This is a genomic window from Bradyrhizobium sp. AUGA SZCCT0176, from assembly GCF_018130145.1.
Taxonomy (GTDB): Bacteria; Pseudomonadota; Alphaproteobacteria; order Rhizobiales; family Xanthobacteraceae; genus Bradyrhizobium.
On the sequence record NZ_JAFCMB010000017.1, the window covers coordinates 20,758 to 41,962 of the forward strand.

Sequence of the window (21,205 nt, forward strand, 5' to 3'; positions counted from 1 at the left end):
TTTGTGGTGCGGGAAGCGGAAAATCCGACATAGACTGGTTCTAAGAAGTTCTGACGCCTACATAAAACACAGCCTTGCTCAGAAATCGTCTTGGCGATCAAAGCGGCTGGCAAAAGAGGGCTTAAATGGGAATCAACCAGGGTCCGATCAGTCTCGATCAGAAATACACCCAAGGAAGCGGCCATATCTTCCTGACCGGCATCCAGGCGCTGGTGCGGCTGCCGATGGCGCAGATCCGCCGCGACCGCGCCGCCGGGCTCAACACCGCAGGCTTCATTTCAGGCTATCGCGGCTCGCCCCTTGGCGGTTACGACCAGCAGCTGTTCGCCGCCCGCAAACATCTCGAGCAATACAACATCAAATTCCAGCCCGGCGTGAACGAGGATCTCGCGGCCACCGCGGTCTGGGGCTCGCAGCAGCTCAATCTGTCGCCCGGCGCCAACTATGATGGCGTGGTCGGTATCTGGTACGGCAAGGGCCCCGGCGTCGATCGCTGCGGCGACGTGTTCCGTCACGGCAACGCGGCAGGCTCGGCCAAGAACGGCGGCGTACTGGTTCTCGCGGGCGACGACCACGGCGCCAAATCGTCCACCGTGCCGCATCAGTCGGACCATGCCTTCATGTCGGCGCTGATGCCCTATCTCTATCCCTCCAGCATCCATGAAATGATCGAGATGGGTTTGCTGGGTATCGCGATGTCGCGCTACTCGGGCTGCTGGGTCGGCATGAAGGTGATCACCGAGACGGTGGAAACCACCGCCGAGATCGACCTCACCGACGAGATGACGCCGTTCGTGATCCCGACCGATTTCGAACTGCCGGAGGGCGGCCTCAATCTGCGCTGGCCCGACGACCGCTTTGCGCAGGACCGCCGCTTGCAGGACTACAAGGGCTTTGCCGCGATCGCCTTTGCCCGCGCCAACAAGGTCAACCGCGTCACCATGGATTCGCCGAATGCCCGCTACGGCATCATGGCGTCAGGCAAGAGCTACGAGGATATCCGCCAGGCGCTGCGCGAACTCGGCATCACGCCTGAAATCGCCGCCAAGATTGGTCTCAGGCTTTACAAGATCGGCATGCCCTGGCCACTGGAGCCGGAAGGGGTCAGGCAATTCGCTGTTGGACTCGAAGAAATCTTCATCATCGAAGAGCGCCGCGAGATCGTCGAAAATCAAGTGAAGCAGGAGCTGTTCAACTGGCGCGACGATGTCCGTCCCCGGATCATCGGCAAGATGGACGATCACGACAAGCGCTTCCTGCCGTTTGCGGAAGAGCTCAGCGTCGCCTCGCTGGCAAGCTCGCTGACCGAGCGACTGCTTCGACTTAATCTCAATCCTGAAATCGCGGCACAGCTGCGCGCCAAGGCCGACTGGTTCAACGGCCGGCAGGCGACGCAGATGCAGGCGGTGGCGCCGATCACCCGCACGCCGTATTTCTGTTCGGGTTGCCCGCACAATACCTCCACCAAGGTGCCGGAAGGCAGCCGCGCCTTTGCCGGCATCGGTTGCCACTTCATGGCGCTGTGGATGGACCGCTCGACCGAGACGTTCACCCATATGGGCGGCGAGGGCGTGCCCTGGGTCGGTGTCGCGCCCTTCACCAAGGAAGAGCACGTGTTCGCCAATCTCGGCGACGGCACGTATTTCCATTCCGGCAGCCTCGCGATCCGCCAGGCGGTCGCCTCCGGCGCCAACATCACCTACAAGATCCTCTATAACGACGCGACCGCGATGACCGGCGGCCAGCATGTCGACGGCGAATTGTCGCCGCAGCAGATCACCTTCCAACTTCACGCCGAAGGCATCCGCGAAATCTATCTGGTCTCGGAAAATCCCGACGCCTATCCGGCCTCCGAGATCGCGCCCGGCGTCAAGACTGCGCATCGCGACGAACTCGACACCGTCCAGAAGACGCTGCGCAAGGTGAAGGGCGCCTCCGCGATCGTGTTCGTGCAGACCTGCGCCGCCGAAAAGCGTCGGCGCCGCAAGCGTGGCACGCTGGAAGACCCGGCGCGTCGCGTCATGATCAATCCGGCCGTCTGCGAAGGCTGCGGCGATTGCTCGGTGCAGTCGAACTGCATTTCGGTCGAGCCGCTGGAGACGGAGCTCGGGCGCAAGCGCACCATCAACCAGTCGACCTGCAACAAGGACTATTCCTGCCTGAAGGGCTTTTGCCCGTCCTTCGTCACCATCGACGGCGGCAAGATGCGCAAACGCGCGGCGGCGGGCGTTGGCGACATCGGCGAGCTGCCGGAGCCTGCCTCAAGGCCGGCGCTGGACCGTCCCTATAACGTCGCCGTCGGCGGCGTCGGCGGCACCGGCGTGCTGACCATCGGTGCATTGCTCGGCATGGCCGCGCATATCGAGGGCAAGGCCAGCATGATCCTCGACATGTCCGGCCTCGCCCAAAAGGGCGGCGCGGTGCTCAGCCATGTGCGTCTGTCAGAACACACCGCCGACGTCACCTGTTCGCGCATCGTCACCGGTACCGCCGATCTCGTGCTGGCGGCCGACGAGGTGGTGGCCGTGTCCAAGGAAACCATCACGCTCTGCGAATCCAGCCGCACCACCGGAATCATCAACACCCACCTCATTCCGATCGCCGACTTCATCCTCAACCGCGATTTCAATTTCCAGGCCCGCAAGGTCAACCACGTGCTGGAGACCGCGCTACGCAAGGATTCGTCGTTCTTCGATTTCACCAAACCCGCCGAAATGCTGCTCGGCGATTCCATCGCCACCAACATGATGATGATGGGTTTTGCCTATCAGAAGGGCCTGCTGCCGCTCTCGGCCAAGGCCATCGAACAGGCGATCGAGGTCAACGGCGTTGCGATCAAGCTGAACATCCAGGCATTCCAGCTCGGACGTCTGGCCGCACACGACCCCGCAAAGCTGATCGCGATGATGAAGGATCAGGACGGGAGCGTCGCACCCAAGACGCTGGACGCGATGTCGCTCGACGAGATCATCGCCCACCGCAGCAACCTCCTGACCGAGTATCAGGACGCGAAACTCGCCGCCCGTTATCAGGCGCTAGTAAAGCGCGTCCGCGACGCCGCCATCGATGGCGGTTACGACGAGGCCTTGCCGCGCGCGGTCGCGATCAACTATGCAAAGCTGCTGGCCTACAAGGACGAGTACGAAGTCGCACGGCTCTACACCGACGGCCGCTTCGAAAAGCAGCTTCGCGACCAGTTCGAGGGCGATTTCAAGTTTTCATTCAACCTCGCGCCGCCGATCCTCGGCGGCGGCCTCGACGCGCTGGGCCGGCCGAAGAAGCGCGCGTTCGGCGCGTGGATGATGCCGGTGTTCCGGATGCTCGCGAAGATGAAGGGCCTGCGCGGCACCGCGTTCGACATCTTCGGCCACAGCGCCGACCGCAAGCTGGAGCGCGATCTGATCGCCGGCTATGAGAAGGACGTCGCGACCGTGCTCGGCCTGCTGTCGCCGCTCACGCTCGATACCGCCGTTGAGCTGTTGTCGTTGCCCGACCGCATCCGCGGCTACGGCCCGGTCAAGGAGAAGGCGGTGCACGACGCCAAGGCGCGCTACACGCAACTGGCCGCCGATCTCGTCAACCCGCCACCGGCGCCACGGCAGATCGCGGCGGAGTAGGGGCGAGCCCTCACGACATCGTCGTCCCGGCCTTGAGCTCAGATGCGCAATTGCGCATCGGGGGACCCATAGCCACCGATCTCAGTTTTGCGAATGCTGGAGCTCCAGCATGCCTAAAACGCAAAAGACCTCCGAGCCGAAGCTGGAGGCCTTCACTGTCACGAGGGGTACATCCGCCCTTCGCGACCACCACTGGAGCGCATTGCTGCGCTATGATTGATGTTCATAATCCATGACCGTCAACGTTTTATGACGTTGAAAGTTTCTTTGGCATAGACGCGCTGCGCGCACTCGCGGCCGACCTCGTCAACCCGCCGCCGGTGCCGTGGCAGATCGCGGCGGAGTAGCGAGCGCTCTCACAATGTCGTCGTCCCGGCCTGGTGCGCAATTGCGCACCGGGCCGGGACGACGGAGAGAGCAGAATCCGCCTTACGGACCAGGTTTCGTCATTGCGAGCGAAGCAATCCACCCTTTCTTCGCGCGACCCGGTGGCTCGCAATGACGGCGTGGAGAGAGCGGGTGCGACAAAACAACCCGACGGGCAAATCAATTCTGGTTTGCGGAAATCGTGTCAAGCCCTAAATTTCCGAAAATCAAAAATATTTCTCTTTCCTTCGGCCCAAATCACCGGCACATTCTCGCCATCCCGTCCCACTCAGAGGGGCGTTGGCCATCGTCACAACGAGGGACGGGGATGCGGTGGACGCTGATGTTGCGATTGACGGTCGCGGCAAAGGCGTACGGCAAAAGCGTGTGGTCCTGGCGCCCGTAACGGCGTCAAGCTCTGAAGAAGCTAACGCTTCCGAGGGGTGACGGTGGCAATAGAGGCCGTCTCACCGGGGAGAGCGCGTCATAAGCCGTAAAGCCACTGCGCAGGGAATGTCGGATGTTCTCCGCTGCCCTGTATGCTCGTGTGCAGCTTTCTTAGCACAATCGCACATGAGACCGCGGGTGCAGCGCGCATCCGGCATTCCCTGCGCCCTCTGTTTTGAAGGGCGAAACGATTTGTAAAACTTCGGGCGATCAGCGCCGCGAGAATGCGAAACTGTATCCACGTCGTCCCGGCGAAGGCCGGGACCCATAACCACAGGGAATAGTTTTGCGGAAGGTCTCTGCTCCCGAGCCTCTATTGAATGATCACGCGGTATGGGTCCCGGCCTTCGCCGGGACGACGATCTGGATACTTCGACAGCGTCGGCATCCCGACCTGATACGATGTTCGCCCATAATCATCCCGACTTGAGTCCAGTCGCTACGTCTCGCCTGACGGAATATTTCCTCGCTTGCCAAGGCCCTCCCGACAGGCCAGAAAAACCTTGGAAATAAGAAACGCCAGCGGAGAATGATTTGACCATCAAGGGCAAAGCCTACATTGCCGGGATCTACGAACATCCCACCCGGCACGCACCCGATAAATCCACCGCGCAGTTGCACGCCGAGGTCGCCAAGGGCGCGATCGAGGACGCCGGGCTCACCAAGGCCGACATCGACGGCTATTTCTGCGCCGGCGATGCCCCCGGCGGCCTCTGGCCGATGGTCGACTATCTCGGCCTCAAAGTGCGCCACATGGATTCCACCGATACCGGTGGCTGTTCCTATCTGATCCATCTCGGCCACGCCGCCGAGGCGATCGCTGCCGGCAAGTGCTCGATCGCGCTGATCACTTTGGCCGGCAAGCCGCGCACCGGCCCGATGCCGCCGCGCGCCGCCGGCGCCGAGGCCGATTTCGAGGCCGCCTATGGCGCGACCACCCACAATGCCTACGGCATGTGTGCCATGCGCCATATGCACGACTACGGCACGACAAGCGAACAGCTCGCCTGGATCAAGGTCGCGGCCTCGCATCACGCCCAGTACAACCCGCACGCGATGCTCAAGGAAGTCGTCACCGTCGAGGACGTACTGAACTCGCCGATGATCTCCGATCCGCTGCATCGGATGGATTGCTGCGTCGTCACCGATGGCGGCGGCGCGCTGATCGTCACCACGCCGGAAATCGCCAAGAGCCTGAAGAAGCCGCTGGTGCGTCTGATCGGACACGGCGAGGCGATGAAGGGCCCGCGCGGCGGCAAGGATCTCGATCTCACTTATTCTGCCGGCGTCTGGTCCGGCCCGCGCGCCTTCGAGGAAGCGGGCGTCACGCCGAAGGATATCAAATACGCCTCGATCTATGACAGCTTCACCATCACGGTCTTGATGCAGCTCGAGGATCTCGGCTTCTGCAAGAAGGGCGAGGGCGGCAAGTTCGTCGCCGACGGCAATCTGATTTCCGGCGTCGGCAAACTGCCGTTCAACACCGATGGCGGCGGCCTCTGCAGCAACCATCCCGTCAACCGCGGTGGCATGACAAAAATCATCGAAGCGGTGCGTCAGCTGCGCGGCGAAGCGCATCCCAAGGTGCAGGTGCAAAACTGCGATCTCGCGGTGGCCCATGGCACCGGCGGACTTCTCGGCGTGCGCCATGCCGCCTCAACCTGCATTCTGGAGCGTGCGTGATGGCCGAAGCAAAGAAACTCCCCGTGCCGCAAGGCAATCCCGAAACCGCGCCGTTCTGGGAAGCCGCCAAGCAGGGCAAGTTCATGATCAAGCGCTGCACCGCCTGCGGCGAGCCGCATTTCTTCCCGCGCTCGATCTGCCCGTTCTGCTTCTCCGACAAGACCGAATGGGAGGAGAGCTCCGGCGAGGCGACGATCTACACCTTCAGCCTGATGCGCAAATCCCCCACCGGGCCTTACGCGATCGCCTATGTCACGCTGAAGGAAGGTCCGTCGCTGCAGACCAACATCGTCGACTGCGATATGGACAAGCTCAAGATCGGCCAGAAGGTCAAAGTGGTGTTCAAGCCGACCGACGGCGCCCCGCTGCCGTTCTTCACGCCCGCGTAAATTCTTCCCTTCTCCCCTTGTGGGAGAAGGTGGCGCGAAGCGCCGGATGAGGGGTTCTATCGGCGGGCATATGTGCCTGGTGAAGCAACCCCTCACCCAAGTGAGTTTGTAACGAGCGCCGGTGCTGCCCTCTCCCACAAGGGGAGAGGGCGCATTAACGGGCGCCGGTGAAAAGAAAGAATTCGGGAAGGACGCGCGAAGATGCCGATCAAGTATGAAGAGCTGATGGCCCTGAAAAATCTCGGCCAGAAATATGCCTATACCGACCGCGAGGTGATGCTCTACGCCTATGGGATCGGGATGGGCGCCGATCCGATGGACGAGAAGGAGCTGGCCTTCGTCAACGAGGGCACGCTGACGCCGCGTCCGCTCAAAGTGGTACCGACGTTCGCCTCGGTGGCGGCCTGGGGGGCGGGTCCCGGCGAGATGAATCTCAATCGCGTGATGGTGGTCGACGGCGAGCGCGACATCACCTTCCACAAGCCGCTGCCCGGCGCGGCGCATATCACGGCCGACTCGACCGTGCTCGACGTGTTCGACAAGGGCAAGGACAAGGGCGCGGTGATCCGCCACCAGACCGTGCTCAGGGACGAGAAGGGCGAGAAGCTTGCGACACTGGTCGCCTCGCGTTTCGCGCGCGGCGATGGCGGGTTTGGCGGACCGTCTGAAGGCCAGCCCGAGCCGCACAAGGTGCCGAGCCGCGCGCCCGACAAGATCGTCGATATTTCCACGCGCCCGGATCAGGCGCTGGTCTACCGCCTCTGCGGCGATCGCAACCCGCTGCACAGCGATCCCGAATTCGCCAGGAAGGCCGGTTTCCCAAAACCGATCCTGCACGGCATGTGCACCTACGGCATCACCTGCCGCGGCGTGCTGCAGACCTATGCCGATTATGACTCGTCCGCCTTCCGGCAGCACGCGGCGCGATTCTCCTCGCCGGTCTATCCCGGCGAGACCGTGACGATGGAATTGTGGAAGGACGGCAACGTCGTTTCGTTCGAAGCCAAGGTGAAAGCGCGGAACGTCACCGTCATCAAGAGCGGCAAGACGGTGCTGGGATAAAGCGACGAATGCGGTGCGCCCCCTCGCCCCGCTCTTGCGGGGAGAGGGTTGGGGTGAGGGGCTCTCTCCACGAACTGTGACGGTGGTGAGACCTGTACCCCCTCACCCGAAAGCTTCGCTTTCGACCTCTCCCCGCAAGCGGGGCGAGGTTAAGAAAACAAGAGCGATAAAAGGAGAACCACCATGGGATTACTCGACGGCAAGGTCGCGCTCATCACCGGTGCGGGCGGCGGGCTGGGTGAGGCCTACGCCAAATTGTTCGCGCGCGAAGGGGCGGCGGTCGTGGTCAACGATCTCGGCGGTCCCCGCGACGGCTCCGGCGGCGACCAGTCCATGGCGCAGAAGGTGGTCGAGGCGATCAAGGCCGAGGGCGGCCGCGCGGTCGCCAACGGTGCCGACATCTCGACCATGGCTGGTGGTCAGTCGGTGTTCGACGACGCCATCAAGAATTTCGGCCGCGCCGACATCCTGGTGAACAACGCCGGCATTCTGCTCGACGAGACTTTCGCCAAGGCCAACGAGGCCAACTGGGACAAGGTGCTGAGGGTGCACCTCAAAGGCACCTTCTGCTGCACCCAGCCGGTGTTCAAATGGATGCGCGAGAACGGCGGCGGCGTCATCGTCAACACGTCCTCGACCTCGGGCCTGATCGGCAATTTCGGCCAGACCAATTACGGCGCCGCCAAGGGCGGTATCTGGGGACTGTCGAACGTGCTGGCGATCGAGGGCCGCAAATACAACATCCGGATCTGGACGCTCGCTCCGGGTGCGCTAACCCGCATGACCGCGGACCTGCCGCGCTACATCGAGAACCCAAAGGCGGCCCTTGGGCCCGACGGCATCGCGCCGGCGGTGCTATACATGGTCAGCGATTTGTCGGGCGACCAGACCGGCAAGACGCTCGGTGTTTCCGGTCCCCGCGGCGTCCGCGAGATGCGGATGATGGAAATGGAAGGCTGGAAGCCGCCGGGCGAGGCCTGGAAGGCGCAGGATATCGTCGAGCATGCCAAGGAGATCTTCTTCTCCGAGGAACAGATCAAGATGGGCGCGCGTCGCTTCTGACGCTCGTCCCATCCCCGAAGGAGGCGCTATGCTCGCACTGCGGCCCGCCCGTCCCGAGGAAGCGCCGGCACTTACCGAATTGTGCCTGCGCTCGAAGGCCGTCTGGGGCTATGACGCGGCCTTCATGCAGGCTTGCCGAAGGGAGCTGACGATGACGCCCGCGGTCATCATGTCATCCCGCGTGCAGGTCGCTGAAGTCGACGGCCGCCTCGCCGGCGTTGCCGAGGTGAAATCCGAAGGCGATGTCGCGCAGCTCGAAAGGCTGTTCGTCGAACCGGGCATGCTTCGCGCCGGCACCGGCCGACAGCTGCTCGATTGGGCCAAGGCCACGGCACGCGCCGCCGGGGCCACGACAATGCTGATCGAGGCCGATCCGGACGCGGCCCCGTTCTACCGCCGCATGGGGGCGGTCGATGATGGCGTTGTTCCATCCGGCTCGATCCCCGGAAGGTTCATTCCCAGGCTTAATCTCTCGCTTTGAGACATCAGCCAGTAGGTGGTATCACTGGATCAGGGATATCGCTCGCTCACTCTTAACTACGGAAACTGACCATGAAGCTCACCGCCCAGGCCGCAGGCACCTTTGCGATTGCGCCGACCCCGTTTCACGATGACGGCCGCATCGACGAGAAATCGATCGATCGGCTGACCGACTTCTATGCCGAAGTCGGCTGCGACGGCGTCACCGTGCTCGGCATTTTGGGCGAGGCGCCGAAGCTCGACGCTGATGAAGCCGAGCAGGTCGCGATCCGCTTCGTCAAGCGCGCCAAGAACATGCAGATCATCGTCGGCGTCTCCGCGCCGGGCTTTGCCACCATGCGCTCGCTGGCGAAGGCGTCGATGGATGCGGGCGCTGCCGGCGTGATGATCGCGCCGCCGCCGCACTTACGCACCGACGACCAGATCACGGGCTATTTCAAGCAGGCGCAGGAAGCCATCGGCGACGACATTCCCTGGGTGCTGCAGGATTATCCGCTGACGCTCAACGTCGTGTTCACGCCCGCTGTGATCCGCAAGATCGTGATGGATAGCCCGTCCTGCGTGATGCTCAAGCACGAGGACTGGCCGGGGCTGGAGAAGATTTCGACGCTGCGCGGTTTCCAGAAGGACGGCTCGCTGAAGCCGATGTCCATTCTCGTCGGCAATGGCGGCATGTTCCTCGATTTCGAGATGGAGCGCGGCGCCGATGGCGCGATGACCGGCTACGCTTTCCCGGAATTGCTGATCGATGTCGTCAAACTGCAAAAGGCGGGCAAGCGCGACGCCGCGCACGATCTGTTCGATGCGCATCTGCCGCTGATCCGTTACGAGCAGCAGCCGGGCGCCGGTCTCGCCGTGCGCAAATATGTGCTGCAGAAGCGCGGCGTGATTGCCTCCAGCGCGCAGCGCAAGCCGGGAGCGACCATCACCGCGACGGCAAAGGCCGAAGTCGAATATCTGCTGTCGCGGGTGGCGCGGGTCGATCGCCGCGCCAATCTGCAACCGCAATCCAGTGCGGCGGGTTGATCCGATGACCGAACCCGCCAAAGCACCGCGCCCTGCGTCCACAATCCTGTTGCTGCGCGACGCCACGGCGCAGAAGGGCGACGGCAAGAGCCGCGCCGAAATCGAGGTCTTCATGATGGTTCGCCATTATGAGATCGACTTCAATTCCGGCGCGCTGGTGTTTCCCGGCGGCAGCGTCGACAAGGGCGACCAGGAGATCATCGCGGCGCCTGAACTATATTCGGGCGGCGAGGGGCTCGACGAGGCCACGCTCAGCTTCCGCATCGCGGCGATCCGCGAGACCTTTGAGGAGAGCGGCATCCTGCTGGCGCGGCCGAAGGGATCGAAGACGCTGGTCGACGCCGTCAGGGCCAGCGAGATCGAGACCGCACATCGCGCCGATCTCTGCGACAGCAAGATCAGCTTCCTGAAAGTTCTGACCGACAACGGCATGGTGCTGGCGCTCGATGAACTCGTGCCCTATGCGCACTGGATCACGCCCGAAGGCATGCCGAAGCGTTTTGATACCTGGTTTTTCCTCGCCGCCGCGCCACCCGAACAGGTCGGCGCCCATGACGGCAAGGAATCCACCGATTCAATCTGGGTGTCGCCGCGCGAGGCGCTGGAAGGCGGCGAGACCGGCCGCTTCAAGCTGCCGTTTCCGACCACGCGCAACCTGATCAAGCTCGGCAAGCAGGACAGCGTGCAGGCCGCGCTCGAGGATTCCAGAGGCAAGTCCGTCGTCACGGTGACGCCGATGATGACCAGGAACAATGGTGGCCGTCAGCTGCGTATCCCGCTCGAGGCCGGCTATGACGGCGACGTGTTCGAGGTCGGCTCGGTCGGCTGAGGCACGCATGCACACTTCGGTGATGAACGAAGTATCGTAAGGTCTGCAGTCTGTAATGTCCGGCCCTGGCATGGATCAGGACCGGAATCACCGACATGGGCGAAAGCCAACCGCAGCACCGGGGGATCGTGAGCGAACTGGGGCTGCTTCTCCTGCTCGCGACGCTATGGGGCGCGTCGTACACGTTCCTGAAAGTAGCCGTGGAGACGATTCCGCCGATCACGCTGATCGCGGGCCGTACGTTGATTGCGGGGCTGCTGCTGGTGGCCATCATGCACGGCCGCGGGGTGAAAATGCCGACGGATGCTGCGAACTGGCGCCGCTTCCTGTTCCAGGCCTGCCTCAACAGCGTCATTCCGTGGGTCATGGTGGCCTGGGGTGCACGGGCGCTGGACGCCGGCGTCGCCACCATCCTCAATTCGACCGCGCCGATATTCACGTTCTTCCTGACCTTCGCGATCACCCGTCACGAAGCGGTAACCTCACGAAAGCTGATCGGCGTCATCGCTGGCATGGCCGGCATCTGCCTGATTGTCGGCGTGCAGGCGCTCGGCGGCCTTGGTGAGCAACTGATCGCACAGATCGTCTGTGTCCTTGCCGCAGTCTGCTATGCCGGCGCGGCGATCTTCGGCCGCAATTTTGGGGGGCTCGATCCGATGGCGCCGGCGGCGGGATCGCTGCTCTGCGGCGCCGCGATCCTGATTCCGCTCAGTCTCGTTGTCGACCGTCCCTGGACGCTGGCGCCGTCGATGCATTCGCTGCTGGCGCTGCTCGCGATCGCCGTGTTCTCGACCGCGCTCGCGTTCGTCATTTACTTCCGCCTGATCCAGACGCTCGGATCAGTCGGCGCCACCGCGCAGGCCTATCTGCGCGTGCCCATTGGTGTGGCGTTCGGCGTGACCTTCCTCGGCGAGCAATTGAGCTCGACGGTATGGATCGGGTTAGCCTGCGTGGTTGCCGGCGTTGCCGCGATGACGATCCCGGCGCGGAGGACGAAACCGGTGCCGGCGTAGCTCACGCGAGATAGGCGTCGACCGCCGCCTGGTCCTGGTCCCAGACCCAGCATTCCCCCAGCAACCCATCGCGCACGGCATAGACCAGCAGCCGTTCGAATTCCTTAGCCTTGCCGTCGCGCTCGAAGCGCTCGCGCACCAGCAGCGCACCGCGCTCGGGGCCGGCCATGATGTCGACGATGCCGAGCAATTTTCGGCTGGTGCGGCGGGTGACCTCGGCCAGGATCGCGAGCGCGGCCATCTTGCCCCTGTGGTCGCCGGCGAGCGGGTTGCGGCCGAAATAGTGCAGCGTGAAATCTTCATGGTAGCAAGCCGCGAGCGCGGCGCGGTCGCCGGCAAGCCAGGCGCGCGCGTAGCGCGTCACGGCCTCTCGGTTGCGCTCAATCGCGGCTTGGCTGTCGGTCTCATCAGGCTTATCTGTCATCGTGCTGGGTCCTGTTGCGGTCCGGCACCCTAAATTCGCCTGAACCATCCGGGCTTTCAGAAACTGGCTATGCGCGCAATCGGCGAGGCGAAATTGTTGGGGTGGGGCGCCCGCGTGCTCTATCTCGGCCCGGCCTTCGGATTGACGCCGCACCGCAATGCGACCGCCGTACTTGCCATCGGCCTCGATGCGGCGCTGGAAGTGGCCGACGACCCCACGGACACCGCGACCGACTATCGTTCCACCCGTAGCGTGTTGATATTGCCCAACAGCCTGCATCATCTGCGGATCGCGCGCGGGCGCATGGCGTTCCTCTATGTCGACCCGCTCGGACGCGACCTCAAGGCATTGCTGGCGCGAATGACGGATACGCGCGCGCGAGCGGCGTTTGAACTGCGGGAAGAATCCGCGGTGATCGAGATCATGACCGGCCTTGCCGAAAACCGCATCGCGGCGCGCGACGGACGTTTGTCGCTCAGCGAACTGCTGGGCGTGGGCACGGGCACCAAAGCCAACGCACGGATTTCGGCGGCGCTGCGGCTGATGCGGGACGAGCCGCACCGGGCGCACCGCCTGACGGAGTTGGCGGAACATGCGGGCCTGTCGGCGTCGCGATTCCTGCATCTGTTCAAGGCGGAGACCGGCGTGCCGCTCCGGCGCTACCGGATCTGGATCCGGATGGGCGCTGCGGTGCGCGCCTGCGGCGAGGGCTCATCGTTGACGGAAGCCGCCCACGCCGCCGGCTTTGCCAGTTCGGCGCATTTCAGCAGCGCCTTTCGGGACATGTTCGGCATGATGCCGTCCGACCTGCTGAAAGCCTTGCGGCCCGTGGAGGGTTAAGGGAGGGGCCAACGAGGTCAAAGGAGGCCGGCATCACGCCGACCGAGGCTCGAGATCTGGCCATTTTGCCGCACTGGCCAAAGCCCCCGCCGCGGCTGGAATCCCGTATTGGAGCAGCCAGGACCGGGGAGTGTGACGCCGGCGTGACCCCCGGGGAGGCCTGGATCGGATCACCGCCCGGCCGGTCTGGCCGGCTTCGCGAGCTATTTCAGCATGTTCCCCACGACCCGAATAACGTCGTATATTGCGGCCGATAGGAGCCCGGCCTCAATAACATGACCTCTGAATTGCCGCCGAATTCGCCAATGACGCGATCGTTCTCGTTGTCGATCGGCCAGCTGACATTCGGCAGTTTCATGCTGGTGCTGGCGGTGATTATCATCACCTCCACCGCCAGCGTCATAGCCATCCGCCACATCGATGCGACCTTCGGCGAGCTGCAGCGGCTTCAAAGCGTCGGCGACCTCGCCGAGGATATCGACCGGCGCATGAACGAGTTGCGTCTGGCGGCCCGGGATTTCGTCACCGACCCCGGCACCCAATCGGTCCAGGTCGGCGAGGCGGCGACCTCGCTCGGCGAGGTCCTGAAGAAAACCCGGCTGGAGCTTGCTCCCGAACAGCAGGACATGATCGACGGCGTCACCGAGCGCCTGTCGACCTACCGCAGCGGCATCGAACGTATTTCCGCCCTGATCAACCGCCGCGCAGAGCTGATTGTCGGGCTACCGCCGCTGCGCGAGAAATTCGATGCCGCGATCGCCGACACCCCCGATCCACTGATCGCGTCGGCCCTGTTTCAGACCCAAAGCCAGATTACCTCGGCTTTGCTGGCGCGAAATCCGTCCGCCGCCGAACTGGCGGCGCAAAGCATGCGCTCGATGACGATGGCGGAGCCGAAGCTTCGCGCGGCCGTCGATGATTATGCCCTCGCGATTATCAACATCTCGACCCGCGAGCGGCAGATATCCGACATCGACAAGGAGGTCTTGGGCGCGGAGGGCCGCCTGATCCAGCGCGTCACCGAATTGTTGCGCGAGGTCAGCGCGCGTCGCGGCCATGTGTTGTCCCGCGATTTCGCCCGGACGCTGACGGAAGCAAAATGGCAGAGCATCGTGCTCGGCACCGCCGGTGTCCTGATCGGGCTGTTCGCCTCGCTGCTGGTGGTCAGGCGCACGGTGCGTCCGCTCGCGACGATCGCAACCTCGATCCGCAAGGTGGCCGGCGGCGAAAAGAACACCTCGATCCCGCAGACCGATGTCGACAACGAAATCGGCGATATCGCGCGAGCCGCCGAGGTGTTTCGCCAGACGCTGGTCGATGCCGACGCGGCGCGCGAGGCGGCGGTACGCGCGCTGGCCGAACAGCGTCTCGCCGAGGAAAGCTATCGAAAATTGTTCGAGGCGTCGGTGGACGGAATCTACGTAACCACGCCCGGAGGCGCACTGCTTAACGCCAACCCGGCGCTGGCGCGGATGATGGGTTACGCCACGCCGCAGGATCTGATCAACGGCCTCGGCGACGTCTCCGAATCCGTCTATGTCGATCCGCAGGCGCGGGTTGAATATGAGCGGCTGATGGAACGCGACGGCATGGTACGCGAGTACGAATACCAGGTTCGCGCGCGCGACGGGACGGTGCTCTGGCTCTCGGACAGCGCCAGCGCCGTGCGCAACGACGATGGCGAACTGGTCCGTTACGAGGGAACGGTCCGCGACATCACCGACCAAAAACGGGCCGAGGACGCGATCGCCGAAGGCCGCCGTTTGCTGCAGCAGGTGATCGATACCGTGCCCGCGGTGATCAACGTCAAGGACAAGCAGCTCCGCTATCTCCTGATGAACCGCTACATGGCCGGTATTTTTGGCATCGAGCCTGGGGAAGCCATCGGTCGCACCACGGCCGACCTGATGTCACGCTATGGCGCGGCGAAGACCGATGAGCCGGACAAGCGGGTGTTGGCCGGCGGCAGCGAACTCGGCTTCTATGAGGAAGAGTACAAGGATTCCACCGGCAATATGCGGCAATGGCTGGTCAACAAGCTGCCGCTACTGGACGCGTCGGGCGAGATCGAGAACATCGTCACGGTCGCGCTCGACATCGGCGAGCGCAAGCGCGTCGAACTCGAGATGCGCAAGGCCAAGGACGCCGCGGAAGGCGCGCTGCGAAATTTGCGGGAAACGCAGAATTCGCTGATTGAAGCCGAAAAACTCGCAGCCCTCGGGCGGCTGGTGGCGGGCGTCGCGCACGAGGTCAACAATCCCGTTGGCATTAGTCTCACGGTCGCCTCCGCGCTGGAGCGCAAGGCGGCGAATTTCACCGCCGAGGTGGCGCGTGGCGAACTGCGGCGTTCCAGTTTGACCGATTTTCTCGAAACCAGTCGCGACGCGTCATCGCAACTCGTCGCCAATCTGAATCGCGCCGCCGAACTGATCCAGTCGTTCAAGCAGGTCGCCGCCGACCGCAACTATTCCGACCAGCGCAGCTTCGATCTTGGCGATCTCACCGAGCAGGTGGTGATGAGCTTGCGGCCGGGCCTTCGCAAACACAATCTGACACTCAATGTCGATTGCCAGCCTAACCTGACGATGAACAGCTATCCCGGGCCCTACGGACAGGTGCTGACCAATCTGTTTCTCAATTCGGTGGCGCACGCGTTCCCTGACGGCAAGCCGGGCACGGTCGATATCCAGGTGCGCGAGTCAGGCAAGGACAATGTCGAGGTTCTGTTTTCCGACAATGGATGCGGCATGACCCTCGACGTTCGTCGCCGCGCGTTCGATCCGTTCTTCACGACACGGCGCGACCAGGGCGGCACCGGGCTTGGCCTGCACATCGTCTACAGCATCGTGACCAACCGGTTAGGCGGGCGGCTCGACCTTGATTCGGAGCCGGGAGGCGGCACGCGGATCCAGATGATCCTGCCGCGCATCGCGCCGCTCGAAATGGCGGCAGAATAGCAATCAGGTACCATCGATGAGCAATGGAATTGATTTGTCGGAGAAGCTGTCCACATTCTCCGAGCACTGGTCGCCACGCACGGTTACGCAGTTCAACAATTGCGACGTCATGGTTGTGAAAGTGAAAGGTGAATTCGTCTGGCACAAGCACGATGACACGGATGATTTCTTTCTCGTGCTGAAGGGCGTGCTGGATATTCAGCTGCGCGATCGAACGATCACGCTCGGGTCGGGGCAGATGTATGTGGTGCCCAAGGGCGTCGAGCATCGGCCCGTTGCGAGGGAAGAGGTCCATCTACTGTTGATCGAGCCCACCGGCACGCCCAACACCGGCGATGCTGCAACAGCCGCACCGCGCAGGAGGGTGTGATATTCTACCGATGAGCGGCGGTTAGCCTAGTTGGTATCGGCCAGCTTGCGCAGCGTGGCGCCGAAAATCTGGCTGGCTTTGCCGACCAGCGCCGTCCCGTTCATGGTTCCGCGCGTATCGGTGAAGGTGCCGGATACGCCAATGCCGACGGGGGCCGGCCCGCCGAACAGCGGATTGGCATCGGGGCTCGACGTGTGACGCTGCACCAGCACCTCGCCCTTGAAGGTATCGCCCTTCACGGTGTAGCTGCCGGTGTAAAACAGATAGGCATCGCCGCCGAGGATCTGGCCATCCCGGAACAGAATCACACCGCTGCCCTTGCCGGATCGCCCGTCCAGCAGGCTGACGTGGATCGAATACAGACCGTTCTTCATGACGTCCCAATCCGGCCTCCGCGCCCACGGAACCCGGTTATCGTTTATGCCAAAGCGGAACCCGCGGCGTCAACGTGGCAGGCCGCAAATACCGGCCGCAAATATACCGGCGCGAGTCCAACGCCGCCATGACACGAGGATGACTGGCGGCGGGTTCCGAATCAGGTTGGCCCGCGAAATGCACCGCCTGTTGCGCACCGGCCGGTGGGTGTTGGAGCAACAGACAGGTGAGCAACTGGATCAATTCCGGCGGCCATGCGCCGCGTCTTACCACCGAGAATGACAACCGCGGAACTCCGGGCAACCGCCATGCGGGCTGGCGAAAGACACTGCTGAGATCGGGTGTCGTGGCGCTGTGGGCGATTGCCGCGCAGGTCGGGCATACGCGCGATCTGGACGGCCGTTACGCCCCTTCGCCGCTCAAGGAATGGTTCGACTCCCTGAGAAGCGGGAAGGGGCCGTGTTGCTCCGATGCCGACGGCAGCGCAGTCAGCGATGTCGATTGGGAATCGAGCAACGGCCGTTACCGCGTGCGCATCGAGGGCGAATGGTTCGATGTGCCCGAAGACGCGGTGATTACGGAACCCAACCGCGTCGGCCGAACCATGGTGTGGCCGATTCGTGGCTACGCCGGATTGACCATCCGCTGCTTTATGCCGGGATCAATGACGTAGCGCGGTGGATCACGCGTATTTCTGGTCGCGCTCCAGCAGCTCGATGGAAATGCCCTGCGGTCCGCGGATGAAGCAGATGCGTACGCCGGGCCGGATCGTGGTCGGTGGCTTGGTAAACTCGACGCCCTTGGCCTTGATCTCGGCGGCGACGGCGTCGATGTCCTTTACCGTCAGCCCGAAATGATCGAGGCCTTGATACGGCGTCACCGGCGGCGTGTTGACGCCGTCTCCGGCCGCAACAGGGGCGATGAACACGTTGGCGCCGCCGAGCTTGACGTCGATCCTGCCTGGTCCGCGGACGATCTCGCCGCCCAGAATGTCGGCAAGCCAGGCTGCGGTCGCTTCCGGATCGGGACTGCGCAAATGGACATGGTCCCAAGTTACTGTCGGCATATTCGTCTCCCCCAAGCGTCTTCGCGGCTAGCATTGCAGCGCCGCCAATCTAGCGGCCGGCCGTCCGCAATTCCATCCCCTGTCGTGCACCTGGCACCGCAGAATTGTCGAGCTTGCGTGCAACCATTCGGGCCGTGGGTGATTATTGAGCTAGCGGCGGAACCGTACAGCGGCAGTCGTGTGAGAGGCCGTACGGTGTAACGCCCGTGGGGCCTTTTTCATGTGCGGGTGCGGCGACCGATATCGCCGCCGGGTGAGGGCATCGCCATGATGATCGCTGGACGGTCGTTCGGAGCCCCGCAAGCGCGACTGCTCGCGTTGCCGGCCATCGCAATCGCGGGATGCACGATCTGGATGATGCTTCCCGGACCGAGCGACGCCGAGGGCCACGCCGCAGCGGAACCTACCCCGACCATCTACGCGCAGAATGTATCCCTGGTTGATGGGGCGGCTCCCGCCGCGACTTCCTTGGCAAATCCGGACCAGATGGCGACGCCCGCCGCGGTGACCGCACCGTTGTCGATTGCGCCGGAATCGAAGTCGCCGATCGAGGGTTTGAGGATTTCCTCGCAATCATGGCGAAGGGGCGGCCTCGGCTCGAAGGCGCTCGTTACCTTCACGCTGCGTAACGCCAATGATTATCCGGTGAAGGATGTCGAAATTGCCTGTGCCTTTACCCGCAGGGACGGCAGCCATTTGACCGAGCGGCGGCGGGTGATCCCGGACACCGTGAACACCAGGAGCCGGAAGCACTATTCAAGTGTGCTGGTCGGCTTCGTCAATGTTAACGCAAACAAGGCGAAATGTGCGCTGGTGACGGCAAGTCGAACCTAGCGCTGCGAACCCAACCTTGCGAACCCGAAAATGTGATCGCCGCCGTTGAACCTTGGGGATGCCCCAGGAACTAATCACTATATCTCCAGTTAGGCGAATGAACCGCGCGAATGGTGCGGGGGGAGCCACGCCAATGCCCGTAGCGCGTTATTTCCTGTTTGTCGGCGCAGCGCTGCTCGCGTTGTTGTTCGCGCTCGATGCCTTTGCCCCGCAACAGGTCGCCGTGGCCAGCAATTCGACAGGCTCGATCGACAAGACCGTGGTGCGGATCCGTTCCGACCAGAAACCGCCGGAACGCGTGGTTTATGACATGAGCCTTCCCACCATTGTTCCGCCGGCTGTGACCACCCAGGTCGCGGCGGCTCCGGCTGCGCCGATTGCCGACATCAACGCCCAGGCTCGGGTGCGTGACACCTTTGCCCAGTTCGTACCGGCCGAAGCCAAGAAGGTTGAGCCGCAGGCTCCGCGCAAGCGCAAGGTCGCCAAGGCTCGCTCGGTTCAGCCGTCGCCGGTGCGCGTTGCCCAGCAGCAGCACTTTGGCTTTGGCTTATTCGGGAACAACACCTGGTAAGGGTCTCATGCGCCGCTTGCGACATGCGCCGCCCTCGGGCCGGGCGGTTTTGACGGTTACCGCGGCAACTGCGGGATTTTGTCGACAAAACGGTTGAAGCAGGTCAGCCGCTCGTCTTCCTCCTTCACGAACCGGCATTCACTGGCGCTCTTGGCGGCCGGCGGCTTGGGTTTCGGCTGCGGCGCATAGACGCCGTCATAGCAGGTCAGGCGTTCCTTTGTCGCGTCGTCGATATCCTGACAGGCTTGCAGCTTCTGCGCGATGGACAGGGGCTTGGCGGGCGCCGCCTTTGCCGACTTCTTCTCGGCAGGAGGTTTTTTCGACCCGACCTGCACCAGCGGTTTGTCGCCAACCGTCGGAGGAGGGGCCGGGTTCGCGGGGGCGGGCGTGGCCGTTCCCTGAGCAAACGCCGCGGCCGGATACAGGATCGCCAGCGCCAGGATCATCTTTCTCATATCAATCGCTCTCGAATGCGTGGTGGGCGGCCCGGCCTTGCGCCGAAATGGCGCACTCGGAGAGATTCGAACTCCCGACCCTCGGAATCGAAATCCGATGCTCTATCCAGCTGAGCTACGAGTGCCTGTAGCCCGCCCGATTATCAGACTTGTCCGGGCAGGGCCAGCAGCGGAACGTTTAGTAACAGGGGTGCCGGCCGCCCTGGCCGATGTAGGCGGCCGCGCCTTGGCGGCAGTGGTTTGTTGAGGGGCCGTCATAATAGGCAAAAGTGCCGGGCTGGGGGCCGGGCCCGTAATTGTGCAGGTAGCTGATCGGGTAGGGCAACGGCCAGTGCTGGCGGTGGTGCCGGTTATGGCGGGCGTCCGCCAGGCTCGGCGCCAGGGCCGCGGCAGCAAAGAGGGCGGCGGCGATTAAAGACTTGGCTTTGGGCATTTTGATTCTCCGGAAAATCCCACTGGAAACTAGACAGTTTTGGCCGGTTCGGGGGGAATTTTACGCAAAACGACAGGAAAAGCTCCGGAAAACTGGCGGAAGCTTGCCTATTTTTGGCCCCTAAAGGATGCTTAACGAAATCCCAACACAGTCCGGCCAAGGTTCTGCGGTGTGGTCTGGACCTCAAGGACCACCTTCCGCTTTGACAAGGCTATCTGGTTCCCAATCGACCCATGCGCATCACGTCCCTTGCCCTGCTGTCCCTCTCGGTTCTGGTCGCGACCCCGGCGCGGGCCGATCTGCACATCACGCGCGACCATGGCGGCTACGTCGAGGAATACAAGACGAAGTACAAGCGGATCCGCGAGCGCAAGGAACGCGTCATCATCGACGGCATCTGCAACTCGGCCTGCACACTGGTGTTCGGCATCGTGCCGATGAACAAGATCTGCGTGACGCCCAAGGCAAGCCTCGGATTCCACCAGGCCTATTACGACAAGGCCTTCACCTTCGGCATCAAGGTCACGAGCTCCGACGGAACGTCGGACCTGATGTCCTATTATCCGGATACCGTGAAGGACTGGATCCGCCGCAATGGCGGGCTCACCACCGAGATGAAGAAGATCAAGAACGGTGGCGAGCTCTGGAAGATCGTCGATCCCTGTCCGGAAGCGTTTTGAACCGAGCGCAATCGCGCTGGCTGTGTGTCATCACCACTCCCTAAAACGTCACCACGCCACGGATCGATTCCCCGCGCTTCATCAGTTCGAACGCGTTGTTGATTTCGCTCAGCGGCATCACATGCGTGATCATCGGGTCGATCTGGATCTTGCCCTGCATGTACCATTCGACGATCTTCGGCACGTCGGTGCGGCCGCGCGCGCCGCCGAACGCGGTGCGACGGAT

Annotated in this window: 21 protein-coding genes, 1 tRNA gene and 1 pseudogene; 16 read left to right on the plus strand and 7 right to left on the minus strand. The window is 63.1% G+C overall.

The window, feature by feature from the left end:
- The first annotated feature begins 125 nt into the window (after positions 1-125).
- The 9 genes from JQ600_RS28600 (at position 126) to JQ600_RS28640 (ending at position 11,974) form a co-directional block, all read left to right on the plus strand.
- Positions 126-3,617 carry an indolepyruvate ferredoxin oxidoreductase family protein gene (locus JQ600_RS28600; protein WP_212387980.1) on the plus strand — a complete coding sequence of 1,164 codons (3,492 nt, stop codon included), beginning with the start codon at positions 126-128 and terminating at the stop codon, positions 3,615-3,617.
- A gap of 1,347 nt (positions 3,618-4,964) precedes the next feature.
- Positions 4,965-6,113: a thiolase domain-containing protein gene (locus tag JQ600_RS28605; RefSeq protein WP_212266124.1), complete on the plus strand. Its 1,149-nt coding sequence runs from the start codon at positions 4,965-4,967 to the stop codon at positions 6,111-6,113.
- On the plus strand, positions 6,113-6,502 hold the full coding sequence (locus JQ600_RS28610) for a Zn-ribbon domain-containing OB-fold protein (RefSeq protein ID WP_212266125.1): 390 nt from the start codon (positions 6,113-6,115) through the stop codon (positions 6,500-6,502). Before JQ600_RS28605 ends, JQ600_RS28610 begins: the two co-directional genes overlap by 1 nt.
- 201 nt (positions 6,503-6,703) lie before the next feature.
- A complete protein-coding gene (locus JQ600_RS28615; protein ID WP_212387983.1) occupies positions 6,704-7,564 on the plus strand; it encodes a MaoC/PaaZ C-terminal domain-containing protein in 861 nt (286 codons plus the stop codon).
- Between the two features lie 183 nt (positions 7,565-7,747).
- A complete protein-coding gene (locus JQ600_RS28620) occupies positions 7,748-8,626 on the plus strand; it encodes an SDR family oxidoreductase (RefSeq protein ID WP_212266127.1) in 879 nt (292 codons plus the stop codon).
- Between the two features lie 28 nt (positions 8,627-8,654).
- Positions 8,655-9,107, plus strand: coding sequence for a GNAT family N-acetyltransferase (locus JQ600_RS28625; RefSeq protein ID WP_212387985.1), 453 nt, complete (start codon positions 8,655-8,657; stop codon positions 9,105-9,107).
- Between the two features lie 71 nt (positions 9,108-9,178).
- Positions 9,179-10,132, plus strand: a complete 954-nt coding sequence (locus tag JQ600_RS28630; protein ID WP_212266129.1) for a dihydrodipicolinate synthase family protein — start codon at positions 9,179-9,181, stop codon at positions 10,130-10,132.
- 4 nt (positions 10,133-10,136) lie between these two features.
- Complete coding sequence (locus JQ600_RS28635) at positions 10,137-10,961, plus strand: NUDIX hydrolase (RefSeq protein ID WP_212387987.1); 825 nt, start codon at positions 10,137-10,139, stop codon at positions 10,959-10,961.
- Between the two features lie 95 nt (positions 10,962-11,056).
- Complete coding sequence (locus JQ600_RS28640) at positions 11,057-11,974, plus strand: DMT family transporter (protein ID WP_212387989.1); 918 nt, start codon at positions 11,057-11,059, stop codon at positions 11,972-11,974.
- A 1-nt stretch (position 11,975) separates the two neighbouring features.
- On the opposite strand, the gene JQ600_RS28645 is transcribed toward JQ600_RS28640, so the two are convergent.
- On the minus strand, positions 11,976-12,398 hold the full coding sequence (locus JQ600_RS28645) for a nuclear transport factor 2 family protein (RefSeq protein ID WP_212387991.1): 423 nt from the start codon (positions 12,396-12,398) through the stop codon (positions 11,976-11,978).
- 69 nt (positions 12,399-12,467) lie between these two features.
- Here JQ600_RS28645 and JQ600_RS28650 point away from each other — a divergent pair, with 69 nt between their 5' ends.
- The 3 genes from JQ600_RS28650 (at position 12,468) to JQ600_RS28660 (ending at position 16,565) form a co-directional block, all read left to right on the plus strand.
- A complete protein-coding gene (locus tag JQ600_RS28650) occupies positions 12,468-13,238 on the plus strand; it encodes an AraC family transcriptional regulator (RefSeq protein ID WP_212387993.1) in 771 nt (256 codons plus the stop codon).
- Positions 13,239-13,513: 275 nt separating this feature from the next.
- Complete coding sequence (locus JQ600_RS28655; protein WP_212387995.1) at positions 13,514-16,195, plus strand: PAS domain S-box protein; 2,682 nt, start codon at positions 13,514-13,516, stop codon at positions 16,193-16,195.
- 16 nt (positions 16,196-16,211) lie between these two features.
- Positions 16,212-16,565, plus strand: a complete 354-nt coding sequence (locus tag JQ600_RS28660) for a cupin domain-containing protein (protein ID WP_212388005.1) — start codon at positions 16,212-16,214, stop codon at positions 16,563-16,565.
- A gap of 26 nt (positions 16,566-16,591) precedes the next feature.
- On the opposite strand, the gene JQ600_RS28665 is transcribed toward JQ600_RS28660, so the two are convergent.
- On the minus strand, positions 16,592-16,939 hold the full coding sequence (locus tag JQ600_RS28665) for a GrlR family regulatory protein (protein WP_192733799.1): 348 nt from the start codon (positions 16,937-16,939) through the stop codon (positions 16,592-16,594).
- A 227-nt stretch (positions 16,940-17,166) separates the two neighbouring features.
- On the opposite strand from JQ600_RS28665, the gene JQ600_RS37460 reads away from it, so the two are divergent.
- Entirely contained in the window at positions 17,167-17,613 is a 447-nt protein-coding gene (locus tag JQ600_RS37460; RefSeq protein ID WP_212388007.1) for a hypothetical protein, read from the plus strand.
- A gap of 9 nt (positions 17,614-17,622) precedes the next feature.
- Here the strand turns inward: JQ600_RS37460 and JQ600_RS28675 are convergent, their stop codons facing one another.
- Entirely contained in the window at positions 17,623-18,006 is a 384-nt protein-coding gene (locus JQ600_RS28675; RefSeq protein ID WP_192733798.1) for a VOC family protein, read from the minus strand.
- A gap of 267 nt (positions 18,007-18,273) precedes the next feature.
- On the opposite strand from JQ600_RS28675, the gene JQ600_RS28680 reads away from it, so the two are divergent.
- Both JQ600_RS28680 and JQ600_RS28685 read left to right on the plus strand, forming a co-directional pair.
- Positions 18,274-18,840: a hypothetical protein gene (locus tag JQ600_RS28680; RefSeq protein ID WP_249136138.1), complete on the plus strand. Its 567-nt coding sequence runs from the start codon at positions 18,274-18,276 to the stop codon at positions 18,838-18,840.
- 97 nt (positions 18,841-18,937) lie between these two features.
- The gene (locus JQ600_RS28685) at positions 18,938-19,411 is read left to right on the plus strand and encodes a hypothetical protein (protein WP_249133835.1); all 474 of its coding nucleotides are present in this window, start codon (positions 18,938-18,940) and stop codon (positions 19,409-19,411) included.
- Positions 19,412-19,467: 56 nt separating this feature from the next.
- Here JQ600_RS28685 and JQ600_RS28690 read toward each other — a convergent pair whose 3' ends face one another.
- The 3 genes from JQ600_RS28690 to JQ600_RS28700 all read right to left on the minus strand — a co-directional run bounded on the left by JQ600_RS28690 (position 19,468) and on the right by JQ600_RS28700 (position 20,299).
- The gene (locus tag JQ600_RS28690) at positions 19,468-19,857 is read right to left on the minus strand and encodes a hypothetical protein (RefSeq protein WP_409363289.1); all 390 of its coding nucleotides are present in this window, start codon (positions 19,855-19,857) and stop codon (positions 19,468-19,470) included.
- A gap of 57 nt (positions 19,858-19,914) precedes the next feature.
- Positions 19,915-19,991 (minus strand) — tRNA-Arg (locus tag JQ600_RS28695).
- Positions 19,992-20,044: 53 nt separating this feature from the next.
- Entirely contained in the window at positions 20,045-20,299 is a 255-nt protein-coding gene (locus JQ600_RS28700) for a hypothetical protein (protein WP_212266138.1), read from the minus strand.
- 233 nt (positions 20,300-20,532) lie between these two features.
- On the opposite strand from JQ600_RS28700, the gene JQ600_RS28705 reads away from it, so the two are divergent.
- Complete coding sequence (locus tag JQ600_RS28705; protein WP_212266139.1) at positions 20,533-20,979, plus strand: hypothetical protein; 447 nt, start codon at positions 20,533-20,535, stop codon at positions 20,977-20,979.
- A 40-nt stretch (positions 20,980-21,019) separates the two neighbouring features.
- Here JQ600_RS28705 and JQ600_RS28710 read toward each other — a convergent pair.
- Positions 21,020-21,196 (minus strand): annotated as a pseudogene (locus JQ600_RS28710) (S-(hydroxymethyl)glutathione dehydrogenase); the annotation flags it as partial.
- Positions 21,197-21,205 lie beyond the last annotated feature (9 nt).